At 31.3% G+C, this 12,534-nt stretch carries 15 protein-coding genes; 10 read left to right on the top strand and 5 right to left on the bottom strand.

What is annotated here, in order from left to right; translation table 11 throughout:
* Together BU804_RS10010 and BU804_RS10005 are read right to left on the bottom strand one after the other, a co-directional pair.
* On the bottom strand, positions 1-366 hold a 366-nt coding region (locus tag BU804_RS10010), incomplete at its 3' end, for an IS3 family transposase (protein WP_158025052.1).
* A 23-nt stretch (positions 367-389) separates the two neighbouring features.
* Positions 390-653, bottom strand: coding sequence for a transposase (locus BU804_RS10005; protein WP_075883956.1), 264 nt, complete (start codon positions 651-653; stop codon positions 390-392).
* A gap of 53 nt (positions 654-706) precedes the next feature.
* Here BU804_RS10005 and BU804_RS10000 point away from each other — a divergent pair, with 53 nt between their 5' ends.
* The 10 genes from BU804_RS10000 to BU804_RS09955 all read left to right on the top strand — a co-directional run bounded on the left by BU804_RS10000 (position 707) and on the right by BU804_RS09955 (position 9,403).
* Positions 707-865, top strand: coding sequence for a toxin-antitoxin system HicB family antitoxin (locus tag BU804_RS10000; protein ID WP_079988701.1), 159 nt, complete (start codon positions 707-709; stop codon positions 863-865).
* Positions 866-1,022: 157 nt separating this feature from the next.
* Positions 1,023-1,691, top strand: coding sequence for a WbqC family protein (locus tag BU804_RS09995; RefSeq protein ID WP_075883954.1), 669 nt, complete (start codon positions 1,023-1,025; stop codon positions 1,689-1,691).
* Between the two features lie 27 nt (positions 1,692-1,718).
* On the top strand, positions 1,719-2,633 hold the full coding sequence (locus BU804_RS09990) for a polysaccharide biosynthesis protein (RefSeq protein ID WP_075883953.1): 915 nt from the start codon (positions 1,719-1,721) through the stop codon (positions 2,631-2,633).
* Positions 2,620-3,597, top strand: coding sequence for an NAD-dependent epimerase/dehydratase family protein (locus BU804_RS09985; RefSeq protein WP_075883952.1), 978 nt, complete (start codon positions 2,620-2,622; stop codon positions 3,595-3,597). The genes BU804_RS09990 and BU804_RS09985 overlap by 14 nt, the downstream gene beginning before the upstream one ends.
* Positions 3,582-4,763 (top strand): glycosyltransferase family 4 protein, encoded by a 1,182-nt coding sequence (locus BU804_RS09980; protein ID WP_075883951.1) that lies wholly within the window; start codon positions 3,582-3,584, stop codon positions 4,761-4,763. Before BU804_RS09985 ends, BU804_RS09980 begins: the two co-directional genes overlap by 16 nt.
* 29 nt (positions 4,764-4,792) lie before the next feature.
* Entirely contained in the window at positions 4,793-6,028 is a 1,236-nt protein-coding gene (locus BU804_RS09975; RefSeq protein ID WP_075883950.1) for a 3-dehydroquinate synthase II, read from the top strand.
* Between the two features lie 22 nt (positions 6,029-6,050).
* Positions 6,051-6,818 carry a class I fructose-bisphosphate aldolase gene (locus BU804_RS09970; RefSeq protein ID WP_075883949.1) on the top strand — a complete coding sequence of 256 codons (768 nt, stop codon included), beginning with the start codon at positions 6,051-6,053 and terminating at the stop codon, positions 6,816-6,818.
* A 138-nt stretch (positions 6,819-6,956) separates the two neighbouring features.
* A complete protein-coding gene (locus BU804_RS09965) occupies positions 6,957-7,451 on the top strand; it encodes a LabA-like NYN domain-containing protein (protein ID WP_075883948.1) in 495 nt (164 codons plus the stop codon).
* 23 nt (positions 7,452-7,474) lie between these two features.
* Positions 7,475-8,440 (top strand): glycosyltransferase, encoded by a 966-nt coding sequence (locus tag BU804_RS09960; protein WP_075883947.1) that lies wholly within the window; start codon positions 7,475-7,477, stop codon positions 8,438-8,440.
* A gap of 15 nt (positions 8,441-8,455) precedes the next feature.
* Positions 8,456-9,403, top strand: coding sequence for a nicotinate-nucleotide--dimethylbenzimidazole phosphoribosyltransferase (locus BU804_RS09955; RefSeq protein WP_075883946.1), 948 nt, complete (start codon positions 8,456-8,458; stop codon positions 9,401-9,403).
* Between the two features lie 492 nt (positions 9,404-9,895).
* Here BU804_RS09955 and BU804_RS09945 read toward each other — a convergent pair whose 3' ends face one another.
* The 3 genes from BU804_RS09945 to BU804_RS09935 form a co-directional block, all read right to left on the bottom strand.
* Entirely contained in the window at positions 9,896-10,660 is a 765-nt protein-coding gene (locus tag BU804_RS09945) for a class I SAM-dependent methyltransferase (protein ID WP_158025051.1), read from the bottom strand.
* A gap of 104 nt (positions 10,661-10,764) precedes the next feature.
* On the bottom strand, positions 10,765-11,901 hold the full coding sequence (locus BU804_RS09940) for an aminotransferase class III-fold pyridoxal phosphate-dependent enzyme (protein ID WP_075883943.1): 1,137 nt from the start codon (positions 11,899-11,901) through the stop codon (positions 10,765-10,767).
* 2 nt (positions 11,902-11,903) lie between these two features.
* Positions 11,904-12,534, bottom strand: a 631-nt coding sequence (locus tag BU804_RS09935) for a hypothetical protein (protein WP_226996187.1), incomplete at its 5' end; no start/stop codon positions are given.

The following is a 12,534-nucleotide window of genomic DNA, read 5'->3' as shown; positions in this document are numbered from 1 at the left end:
TCCATTGGCTAATGCATCTGAAACAAAGTCAAGAGACCATCTTTGATTTGGCCTAGAAATCTCCTCAGGTCCTATTCTAGAACCTAAAGCTCTCTTCCTTCCACCCCTTTTTCTGATTTTGAGACCACTCTCTTTGTACAGTCGGTACACTTTTTTATGACTAATCTTTAATCCTTCCTTCTTCAGCAAGAGACAAATTCTTCGATACCCAAACCTTCTTCTTTCATGAGCTATCGAAATTATTTTATCCTTCACTTCTGTATCCTTCTTCATTTTATGCTTATAGCGCCCAACAGACCTATCGAAAGCAAGTAAACGACAAGCTCTCCTTTGACTTATGCCATGGCGGATGGTTAAATCATTCATGGCCTTTCTCTTAGCCTGCGAGCCTACCACTTTTTTGACAAAAGATCCTTCAAAGCCACATTATCAAGGGCATAATCAGCTACAAGCCTTTTTAATTTCCTGTTTTCTTCTTCTAGAGCTTTTAATCTTTGTGCCTCAGATACACTCATTCCGCCAAATTTGGCTTTCCATGAGTCATAAGTAGCTGGAGCTATGCTGTATTTACGACAAACTTCAGCTACTGCTGAGCCAGCTTCTACTTCTTTGAGCATTTGAATGATGTGTTCTTCTGAAAATCTTTTTTTCATTGGTTCGTTTCCTAAAATTTATTTATTTAAAACGAACCTCTATTTCTTCTTGGATGATTTTTAAGGGGCAAGGTCAGTTTAAAGGCCTAGGTCAAGAACCAGAAAACCCATTTTCAAGAAATATCTGTTTACGATTAAAATCTGATTTCCATACAAAACTTGCCGTTGAGGAAAAACTTAATGGAATTAGCTTTAGTAACTATATCAGCTAGATTTTAAGACAAGCTATACAATGTATAAAATTTTAAAAAATTTCAATCAATACCAATATTATGATTTTGAAAATAAAGAATCTAGTTGACAATTCTAAATAAGCTCTATATTTTAAATTCATTAAAATATGTAATAAAAATTTGAAATGAAGTTGATATGCGAGTTTCAATTCACCAACCTGAGCATATGCCATGGAGGGGATTTTTCCAAAAAATGGCAAAATCTGATTTGTGCGTTGTTCTAGATTGTGTACAGTACACAAAAAATAACTGGCAAAATCGCAATCAATTTTGTACTCCTAAAGGGAAAGTATTTTGGTTATCGGTCCCCGTTAGAATCAAGGGACACTTAAACAAAACAATTCGTGAAATGGAAATAGATTATTCAAATAATTGGATTAATAAGTATTGGAAAACTCTGAAGATGAATTATTCTAAAACCCCCTTCTTTACCTACTATGCTCCAAAAATTAAGGCTATATTAGAATCGCAGCCTATTTTTCTTTGGAAGCTCAATACGGACTTAATCAATTTATTTAGAGAAGATTTAAATATTTGCAATGATATTATTTTTGCTTCTGAATTAAATCCTACAGGAAATAAAACAGAATTAATTCTTGATATTTGTAAAAAAGTCAAAGCGACCACATATATTTCCGGGCAAGGAGGAATGCGTTACTTAGACTTAAATTTATTTTCTAAACATGGAATACATGTTGAATTTAATCATGTTCAACCAAAAAACAACATACTTCCTAATTTTATTAATCTTTCTTTTGGCCATACCCTTTTTCATTTTGGTAAAGAAGCAAAGACATTATTGTGATTAGAGAGAAATTAGCAATGTTAAATTATGATTTGTAATGAAAGAATTCTAATTACGGGGGGAACAGGCTCCCTTGGAAAAGCTATAACAGCAATTTTAAGTGATAGCAATGAAGTTGTTGTTTACTCCCGCAATGAAGAAAGGCAATTCGAAATGCAACAAAAAATCAACTCTCAAAATATCACTTATCTTATTGGCGACATTAGAGATAAGTCTACACTAAAACAGGCATTGCAAGGATGTACTTTAGCTATTCATGCTGCTGCAATGAAAGATATGGTGATGTGTGAAAAACAACCAACTCAGTGCTATTTAAACAATTTGGAAGGAAGCCGTAGTTTTATCGAATGTATAAACCAATCTACAGTTCGAACAGCTATTGGAATTAGTACAGATAAAGCAAGTTCTCCTACAAATGTGTATGGAATGACAAAATACATTATGGAACGTATGTTTTTAGAGGCTAATAAGCATTTTAAATCAGAATTCCTTTGCCTCCGCCTTGGAAATTTGATTGATGCGCGTGGTAGCTTGATTTTTACTTGGAAAAAAAATCCTGATCAGAAAATAAGTTTAACACATTCCGAAGTTTCAAGATTTTTTTTAACAACTGGCGAAGGTGCGAAAATTGTCCTTGATGTTCTTAAAAAAGGAAGTGCGGGCAAAATTTATATTCCTAAAATGAAAAAAGCAAATATTAAAGATATTTTGAAAATTATTACAGGGAAAACGAATTTTCCCCTAATAGGGTTATTTCCGGGCGAGAAATTGCATGAAACTTTAGTGAGTGAAAATGAAAGTCAATATTGTTTTGAAGAAGGAAATTATTTTTGCTTAGATATAGAAAAAACAAATCCTAATCCTCTGCATCTTTTTGACAGTGGAAATGCAGAACAATTAAGTGAACTTGAATTAATAAAAATGATTTATGCCAAAGAGTAAAAAACTTGTTATTATAGGGGGAAATGGCTTTATTGGTCATAATGCGATTCGACACTTTATTAACAATTATGAACTAGTTGTAATAGATCGAAAGCCAATCGCAGAGCAGTTACGAGATTTAATTCCACCAGTAAAAACTGTTTTTGTAGATATTCAAGATAAAAATAAGCTTTTAGCTTTATTAGATAAAATTAATCCTCACTATATTTTAAATTTAGCTTCTAAATCAACGATTCAAGATTGTTTTCAAGATCCAGAAGGAGCATATTTAGATAATGTATTGGGTAATTTAAATGTTTTAATGTCATGCCTAAATCTTCAAAGAAAGAAGAAATCGAATTTCGAAAAACTAATCGTTCATAGTTCAGATAAGGCATATGGAGAGCATCCAAGAGAAAATCTACCTTATCAAGAAGAATATCCTCATTTTGGTGGAGATGTTTATTCAAGTTCGAAAGCTACACAGGATATGATGACAATGGCATGGGCTAAGCACCTTGGCCTTTCTGCTTGTGTCCTTCGATCTGGTAATATTTATGGGCCAGGAGACCTCAATATGACTAGGTTGATTCCTAAAACAATATGTCGAATCTTCCAAAAAAAACCTCCTATAGTCTATCAAAAAAGCTTATCTGCTATTCGTGATTTTGTCTTCATAGAAGATCTTTTATCAGCCTATGACGTCTTATTTAAAAGAGGTAAAGTAGGAGAAGCATACAATGTGGGTGGCTCTGAGCCTATGATGGTTGAAAATGCCATCGAAATTATAAAAAAAGTATTATATTGTGAAAATATCAATAATGAGATTATTCCTTCGCAACTCTCTGAAATTAATTCGCAGTATTTGAACTCTCAAAAACTCAAACAATTAAACTGGTTTGCAAAAACTACTTTTCGACAAGGTATAATTGCCTCAATTCCATTTTATAAGAAACTTATGGAAGGGATATGCTCAGAGTATTGATATTTTCTCAAGAATACCCCCCATATAGTTGGGGTGGAGTAACACCATTTACAGTTAATCTTGTTAATGGATTAAGAAGCTTTGGCCTAAAAGTACAACTTGTGACAATTGGCGATAAAGAAGAATTCTACATACAGAATAATGGTGTAAAGGTATTTCGAATTAAATCAAGCGGCATTTACCGCGATGAATTTATGGATAGTGATGCAGGAGTAAAGCGCCATTTTAATTTTCTAAAAAAAGTTAAAAAGCTTTATCAGACATTCCCTAAACCAGAAATTGTTATTTTAGCGGATGGGCTTTGCTATCCAGAAGCAAAGAGCTACGCCGATGAATTCAAAATACCTCTAATAACTATGGTTAACCAGATATTTTCGGATATCAATCATTTGTGGGATAGAGAATTAGATCAAATGGTTAAGCTCGAAAAACTTTACTTTGAACATAGTGATCATTTGGTAGGTGGTAGTCAATATATGCTTAAGAGAATTCAATCTTTAGGCTATGGCGCAAAAGCTTCTCACATTTACTATGGGTGGGGTTATAATGAATGGATGAAAGAAGATAGTAATATTAGATATGGTGATTCAAAAAATCGATTTGTTTTTGTAGGTCGAATGGTTCCTGAAAAAGGATTGATGGTTCTTTTAGAAGCATTTAGACAAGTTCATGAACAAATTGACGATGTGAAACTTCTGTTAGTTGGCGATGGAATGATTCAAAAAATGGCAAAAAAATTCGTAACAGAACATCGATTAGAAAACAAAGTAATATTTACAGGTACTATCCCATGGACAGAAATTTGTGCTGCCTTTCAATGGGCAAATTTCAGTTTAGTTCCCTCTTTTAATGAGCCATTTGGATATGTAGCTCTTGAAGCTATTATGTATGGATGTATTCCTCTAGTAAGCCATGTCGGTGGGTTACCTGAAATTGTTCGAAGTATAAATTTTGATAGCCTGCTTCCGATTGATTCCGCAGAACCTTTTATTGGAATTCCACAAATCTCTGCATTGAGTCAAAAACTGATAGAATGTTCGAAAATACCGGAAAAACAGCGTAAAGAGATTGTCATGGAAGCAAGAATACAAACAGCAAGAAAATTTAATTATCTGAGTATCGCGATGGAATGGATATGTTTGATGAACAGGCTTAGTCAAAAGTAAAGATTTATTTTTATGTAAAAGGATAGAAAATGACATTAACTCATTCTCAAGAACAAGAAGTAAACAGTCAAAAAAAAGATGTCTTAAAATTTAGGAGAATGGCCAAAAAAAAGGAAAACAACCCCATTTTATGGTATAATTTAAGTGAAGCAAATCTTTCAGAAGATTTTTCTATCTTGTCAAGCCTTAGTAACACTATTTACGCTGGGGTGATTTTTTCTTCATTACAAAAGCTCGAACTATTTAACTCACATATTTCTCCTAAACTAACCAGAATTTTGCATTTGGATTTTAAAGAAGAATTTGACCAATTTTTATTACAAGAAGATTTTGCAAATCAAAGAAGTGAAAATTGGGTCATTTGTAGTAATCATTTAGATATTTTAGACGCAGCCAAAAAACAAGGACTTTCTACTTGTTTACGTTACTATATAGATAACAATGAATCATTGCATCAAGCAATCTTTTTAGGTAAAGAGCATGAATATCTTATGGTATGTTTTAAAGATCCAACCAACATTCCTTTGGAGCTTGTAATAGCTTCTTTACAATTTAATAAAACAAAAATCATTAAGGAAATTTTAGATCCAGAAAATGTAGATGATGCTTTGGTATCTCTTGATACCATGGAAATTGGCGCCGATGGGATCATATTTTCACCAAAAAAACATGAGGTTTTGGAAGCTTTTCTGAAAAAATTAGAAAATACTTTTAGCAGTAATTTAAAGCTTGAAATTGGAGAAATAACTAAATCCATTCCTGTTGGTATTGGACATAGGGCATGTGTAGACTTAGCAACAATGTTTTCAAAAAATGAAGGTATTTTAGTTGGATCTACCTCTAGCGGTGGCCTTTTATGTTGTCCGGAGGTCTTTCACTTACCTTATATGGAACTACGGCCATTTCGTGTTAATGCCGGCGGAGTTCATAGTTATATATACAATAAAGATAACAAAACAAACTATATAAGCGAATTAAAAGCTGGCGATAATGTGTTAGTTGTAGATTTAAATGGAAATGTTAAGCAAGCAGTTGTTGGTAGAGTTAAAATCGAAGTTAGACCTTTGCGGTTAATTGAAGCGAAATTTGGTAATATTCATTTGAATATATTATTGCAAGATGACTGGCATGTACGTATTTATTCCTCTGAAGGGATCCCATTAAATATTTCTGAAATCCAAATTGGCCAAAAAGTTTTAGGATATCTTAGTACGCCGGGACGGCATGTTGGAATTCAGGTAGAAGAAAATATTTTGGAAAAATAAAATTTAAAGAAGGAATAATTTTATGGGTAGCCCAGGAAAATTAATTCGCTGGAAACGATTTCTAAACAGAAACGGTGAAATAGGAATAATTGTTCCTATTGATCACGGCTTTACGAGAGGACCTATTCAAGGAATTGAAAATATTAAGAATATTTGTAGTTGGTTAACACATCCTATAATAAGTGGAATTTTAGCTCATAAAGGAATGATTGCTCATTTAGCTACAGAGGGTTGCCTTATCAATAAAGGAGTGATGGTTCATTTGAATGGTATGATTTCCACTTCTATACATGTTGCAAAAAAAATTCAATTAACAGGCGTGGAACATGCAATTAGATGGGGTGCCGATGCTGTATCACTGGACTTAAATTTTGATGGTTTAAATGATGCACAAAATGTTCAGCTTTTAGGCCAAGTTGTTGATGCTGCTGATCAATACGGCCTTCCTGTTTTAGTTATGGTATCTGATAAAATTCCTATCAAAAGTGAAAGTAACTATATTGAACGATTAAGGCATTTTATTCGTTTGAGCATGGAATTAGGGGCTGATGCTGTGAAAGTGGCTTTTGAATTAGGACCAAAAAATTTAAAAAATTTATTGCACCTTATAGCTTTAGATATTCCCATTTTTCTTGCCGGTGGCGGGTTACAAAATGATGATAATCTTATTTTAGAGTATTTTAAAGAGGCCATGGAATGTGGAGCAAAAGGGATGTGTATTGGAAGAAATATCTTCCAGAGAAAAAATCCTACAATTTTGTTAGATAAATTAGAGCAACTAGTTCAGTAATTTGATTAAAAAAAATTAAATTTTAACCATTAATTATTAATATTATTTAAATTATCTATGGATATGCAAAATTAAGATTGACATTCAGTGGAGCTATTTATAAATTTTTTTAAATTTCTTATTATTTAAGGTTATTTTATGAAAAAAATTGGGGTCTTCGTTGATGTCCAAAATATTTATTATACCGTTAAACAACAGTATAATTCTCACTTCAATTTTAAATATTTTTTAAAAAAAGTTAGCTATAAAAATAAACTCATACTTGCTAATGCCTACGCAACACATAAAAATGATGTGGCTCAAAAACGATTTCAGGGACTATTAGCTAGCTTTGGATATAACGTTAAGCTTACAGATTACATACAACGCTCTGATGGATCTTCTAAGGGCGATTGGGACGTAGGAATCTCGCTTGATATCGTTCAGAATAGTTCTTTTTTAGATCAAATCATCCTTGCTTCAGGAGATGGCGATTTTGAAAGCCTTATTAGGTATATTAAAGAGAGTTCATTTGTAAAAGTTCATTTATATGGCGTGCCTGAACTGACAAGTCACAAATTGATTGCTTCTGCGGATGAATATAGTCCAATTGATTCAGAATATCTTCTGGCTATTCCAGAACAAAAGTGGTAAAAACTGATTTTTAACAGGTTTTTATGATTATTTATCATGTTATTCCAAATCTCGTAGTAGGAGGAGCGCAAACAGCATTAAGAAACTTAATTGAAAATTTACCAGAGTATGAACACCGTATTTGGACATTTGACAATTATATTGATAATAGTTGGAAAGAATTTCATGTAACCACTGTCTCTATAATTCAATTACTTAAAAATATTATTAATGAAACTTCTAAAAAAGCCATTTTTCATTTTCATTGGTATCCTCCTTTTAAATTTAAAATACCAGAGAATAAAAAGTTTTGTTCTCTTGTTACAATCCAAGATAATGCTCCTTGTAGTGTTTTAGGAGCGAATATTTATGTTGTTTCTACACATAATGGATTAATATACGTGCCTTCTGAATATAAAGGAAATTCGCGTATTATTTCTCCAGGGATAGATGCAAACACATGGAAAAACCTAAATATTCCGCGAAAGAAAGGTTTGCTAATGCGCCATAGTACAATTTATCCAAATAAACTTTCGCCTACAATGATTCTTGACATGGCAAAATATAATTCTGAGATTTTTTCTTGGGAAATTATTGGTGTTGGAGAAAAAAACTATATTAATTCTTTAAAACAGTTATGTAACGATTTTCCTTCAGTAAAGATAGCTTCTTGCGAAAAAATTAATCTGCGTTTGAATGAAGCATGGCTTTATGTATATCATGCTCCAGAAGGATTTGAACATTTTGGACTGTGCTTTATGGAAGCAATGGCTTGTGGAACCCCTGTTATTACGAACGATATAATTGGTGGTAGAGCACAAATCAAAAATAATTATGGATTCGTATGCAAAAATTATGAAGAAATGAAATTAAAAGTAGAATACCTCTATAACCATCCTGAAATTTACCAGGAAATGTTCAAAAATGTTTCATCATTAAATTTTGAAAAAAAGCAAAGAGAATATACCCAATCTTACTCTTTAATATATGAAGAATTACGACAAATTTAAAAATGGTAATGGCATATGCTATTTAACCCTCAATCAATCGATTGTTTTATTGATCTGATATACTCTCCTAAAACGACAAAAATATCCAATGAGCTTGAAGCCTGCCTTATTGTATCAGGAGCAGATCATGGAATTGCACGTGAGAAGTTCAGCCGCTATCAATATGGGGAAACACTCTCTGTCTTAAAATTTTCTGCTTCGAATCATTCACCAGTCTCTATTTTAAGTTCCTCACTAGGAATGAAAAAATATTTTTTTAATATTGGATGTACCCGAAAAGACGAAAATCCGTTTATTTCTAATCAATTTTATCAAGGAGCAGGAACGAACAGTATAGCTGATGAGGACGCTATGGCTGTAGGAACTATTGATAAAATTTTCGAAGAAGCAAAATACTTTATACCGCAAATACAAGCAGAAAACATTTGTTTAGGAGAAGTGGGAATAGGAAATACAATATCAACAACAGTGTTAACATCTATTATCACTAAGCAAAAAGCTGAAGCAATAACGGGTAAAGGAAGTGGGATTAATGATCAACAGCTTAATCAAAAAATAAAACTTATCAAAAAGTGTATAGAAAGGCACAAGACAACTCATAATAATATCCATGATCCTCTCATTCTTCTTCAGTCACTAGGAGGTTTGGAAATAGTTTGGAATATTGCCTTAATTTTACAAGCATCAAAAAATAATAAAATGGTTTTTTTGGATGGATATATTTCTACTCTATCGGCAGCTGTAGCTTTTATGATAGATAGTCAAATAAAGCAACATCTTATTGCAACTCATTTATCCAGAGAGCCAGGGCACCAGTTTTTATTAAATTTTATAGGCTTGAGACCATTTCTTAATTTAGATTTGGCCTTAGGGCAAGGTTTCGGGGCTGTTTTAGGATTTTCATTCATTAATTCTCAAAGAAAAGTATTTCATGGAAAATTAAAAAACTTATCTAAAATATGAAAGCAACAATAATTTTAGATTTTGATGGAACTCTTTTTAATACACTTCCTGTATTTTATAAGATCACAAAAAAAAAGTTGAATACATTTCAAGAAATATTTGATTGTCATAAAAATTATGTTCGTGAAAATAAGCCACTTCTCCTTCGTTATTCTTCTATTTGGTCTATATTTCTCAAAAAAATGCAGGAAAATTACGAAATTATTTTGATTAGTGAGACAAAATTACGGATTTTAGAATTTTATCTAAGTAATTTAAAACTTCGTTTCTACTTTCAAACAATTTTAGGAGAACAAGTTAGTATGTCTGGAAAACGTATAGAAACTATAATGCGGATCTTAAGGAAAAAAAAAGGACTTCAAAATATTTTTGTTAGTGATAACAAATCTGATTTAGTTATTAATTTTGAAAATCTTTTGTTATTTCCATCTAATGATTTTTTTTCCGGAGACGTTTTATATTTTGAAAAACATGTACTAAATCTAACCCAATTTATTGAAGATCTAAAGAAACGGAATCCTTTAAATTCATTTTAGTCATCTGAAATCTGATAACTACAACCTTTTTTTCTTTTAAATTATTTAAAATATCTAAGAGGCTCAAAGTATAGTCTTTAACAACTGAGTTTTGTTGAAATAAGGGAAATTGTTTTGCTTTGTTTAAACTTTCCTGTAAAAAAAATTTATAGCTATTTGTTAATTCAGAAGTAGAAATGTTTATAAAACAAGATTTTTTTAAGACGGATAAAAATGTTTCGATTTCTGAAAGCTGAATAATTTGATCCTTATCGTAATTATTGTTTAATCTTGAATTTGCAAACCAATCTATTACAATCAATTGGCCTCCAGGCTTTAAAATTCTACAAATTTCTTGTAAAGTCTCTTCTTTATTAAAGATATGGATAAAAACTTCCTTTGCAAATACAAAATCAAATGATTGATTTGGAAAAGGAAGATGGGGGGGTGAATATTTAACAAAATCTATATTCGGATATTGATCTTTTGGAAAACTTATTTTGGCTAGAGAAATACAGCTCTCTGCTATATCCACACCAGTTACAAACGACTTAGGAAATTTTTCATTAATAAACTTGGCTAATCCTCCAGTACCACATCCGAAGTCTAGACAATTTGAATTATTAAGATTTAGATCAGAAATAAGCAACTTATTGCTTTCAGCATTTCCTTCTGAAAGATGACCTTCCCCATACAGGCTATGAAGAAAATTAATAAAAACTAAATCATATTGTTCTCTCACTATGTCAAAATTAGCAAAAATTCGAAAAATTAAGCAGTTTAGTAATATAAAAATTATGCTAAATTGATAGATCATGATTGCAATATATTAATGATATATAATGTTTAATATAATTTTAATTTTATGGCTACTTCCCTAGCCGTTTCAATAAGCTTTTGAAGGGCTTCTTCTAGTTCGTTAAATGGCAATGTAAAATGAGGGCAAAGAATAATTCGATTTTCAGAACGATAAACAAGTATGTTTTGCTTTTTTAATTGATTTTCACATAAATTAGCTGCAAAAGTTGCTTTATTAGTTTTAAATTCTAAAACTAAATAGTTTCCTTTGATAATAAAATTGTAAAAATTGCTAACGTTAATAGATTTAAAAAAGTTCTCCATATAGCTGATAATGTTTTTTTCCTCGTTACAATGAAAATTTTTTAAATCTGTTAAGAGCAATTTTACTGTTTCAAGAACAAAGGGATTATATGAAAAACCTGTGCATGCTTCTTCAACTACTTGCAAGGCAGATTTTTTTATGATTTTTTCATGCAATGCAATCACGGAAAAAGGTAATCCATTACACAATGCTTTTGCACCTATCACAATATCTACATCAATTGGAATCTGGTTAACAGTCCATATATGGTTAGACCTAAAACCAGTTCTAAGTTCATCAAATATCATTAATACAGAAAATTTATCGCACAGTTCCCTTAACTTTAAATAATAATTATTAGGAGGACTTATATAGTAATCACAAAAATTTGGATCAATAATGATACAACAAATCGTATTCGTTGCAAATCTGGTTTCGATTTCTTCAAGACTTTTCTCATAAGAAAGCAAAGGAGCATTAATGATATAATTTTTATCTGTACAAGGTAGCGATAATGACTGCGTTTCTTCTATATTGCGAATAAGATGTGTTGATCCATGATAACAACCATAATATTTTAAAACATCTTTTTTTTGGTTATAAAGTTGGCTGTATTGAATGGCATGTTCAATAGCCATTGATCCCGAAGTATCAAATAAGAATTCACTATATTTTTCTTTTAAACTAGATGAAAGTTCATTTTGTAAATTAATAATCAAAGATTTACTTTGATAAAAATGAGGTAACATTTTCTCTGTAGTATTAATCCAATTAAAACCTAAAGGATTATATTGGTCAAAAAGAACTTTATATTGGTTGCCTCCTATTTTTACATCATGATTAGTAAAAGGGATACAATCTAAATAATTACTTAATGTCACGATTATTTCTTTGTTTTTGTAAATACATAACCCATCCCACAAATAAGTCGCAACCCGCCTTCTTCTACAGGTGTACACTCATGCATGACATGCCCTCCTGCCAAGAAAATAGAATCTCCCATATTTAAGCTAATATCTTCAATTCTGCAATTATTATAACCAGTTTCTTTATTTCCTTTTCGATCGAATTTGATTTCTTGAGGAACATAAATTTTTAAAACACCCCCTAAACCTTTTCCATCATTTTTTCCATAAATGCGTTTAAGGCAAATAATCAACATACAATCCGTCAAAATATGGTCAAAATGAGGTTTTATATACGATCCTTCATGATAACAAAAATATCCAAATCTATTGTTGATTTTAACAGGTTCTTTAATTAGGGATTTAATTGTTTTTTGCAAAGCAGAGCTTTTATATAATTCTTTTAATAAAGGAGGATTCATAATTTCGAAACGCTTTTGATCCGCATCATAAGAATCTAGAGAAATCTCTTTATTTTTGAGCTTTTCATTTTTTAATGTCTCAAATTCTAATGTCAAATTTGCAATTTGCTCATCAGTAAATACTGATTTGAGAAAAATAAAACCATTTTCTTGTAACGAGCTAGACATAAGGTTAACTCCTTTAGAA

It is taken from the genome of Candidatus Protochlamydia sp. W-9, from assembly GCF_001950615.1.
In the GTDB taxonomy this organism is placed as follows: domain Bacteria; phylum Chlamydiota; class Chlamydiia; order Chlamydiales; family Parachlamydiaceae; genus Protochlamydia; species Protochlamydia amoebophila.
Note: the sequence above shows the minus strand (reverse complement) of the source record. Positions and strands in the feature narration are given on the sequence as shown.

What these genes read in the sequence shown, in the direction of transcription:
- BU804_RS09970 (WP_075883949.1), top strand. Translation starts at nt 6,051, where the DNA reads ATGGGTAGCCCAGGAAAATTAATTCGCTGGAAACGATTTCTAAACAGA.
- BU804_RS09980 (WP_075883951.1), top strand. Translation starts at nt 3,582, where the DNA reads ATGCTCAGAGTATTGATATTTTCTCAAGAATACCCCCCATATAGTTGG.
- BU804_RS10000 (WP_079988701.1), top strand. Translation starts at nt 707, where the DNA reads ATGATTTTTAAGGGGCAAGGTCAGTTTAAAGGCCTAGGTCAAGAACCA.
- BU804_RS09995 (WP_075883954.1), top strand. Translation starts at nt 1,023, where the DNA reads ATGCGAGTTTCAATTCACCAACCTGAGCATATGCCATGGAGGGGATTT.
- BU804_RS10005 (WP_075883956.1), bottom strand. Translation starts at nt 653, where the DNA reads ATGAAAAAAAGATTTTCAGAAGAACACATCATTCAAATGCTCAAAGAA.
- BU804_RS09960 (WP_075883947.1), top strand. Translation starts at nt 7,475, where the DNA reads ATGATTATTTATCATGTTATTCCAAATCTCGTAGTAGGAGGAGCGCAA.
- BU804_RS09965 (WP_075883948.1), top strand. Translation starts at nt 6,957, where the DNA reads ATGAAAAAAATTGGGGTCTTCGTTGATGTCCAAAATATTTATTATACC.
- BU804_RS09955 (WP_075883946.1), top strand. Translation starts at nt 8,456, where the DNA reads ATGCTATTTAACCCTCAATCAATCGATTGTTTTATTGATCTGATATAC.
- BU804_RS09985 (WP_075883952.1), top strand. Translation starts at nt 2,620, where the DNA reads ATGCCAAAGAGTAAAAAACTTGTTATTATAGGGGGAAATGGCTTTATT.
- BU804_RS09990 (WP_075883953.1), top strand. Translation starts at nt 1,719, where the DNA reads ATGATTTGTAATGAAAGAATTCTAATTACGGGGGGAACAGGCTCCCTT.
- BU804_RS09975 (WP_075883950.1), top strand. Translation starts at nt 4,793, where the DNA reads ATGACATTAACTCATTCTCAAGAACAAGAAGTAAACAGTCAAAAAAAA.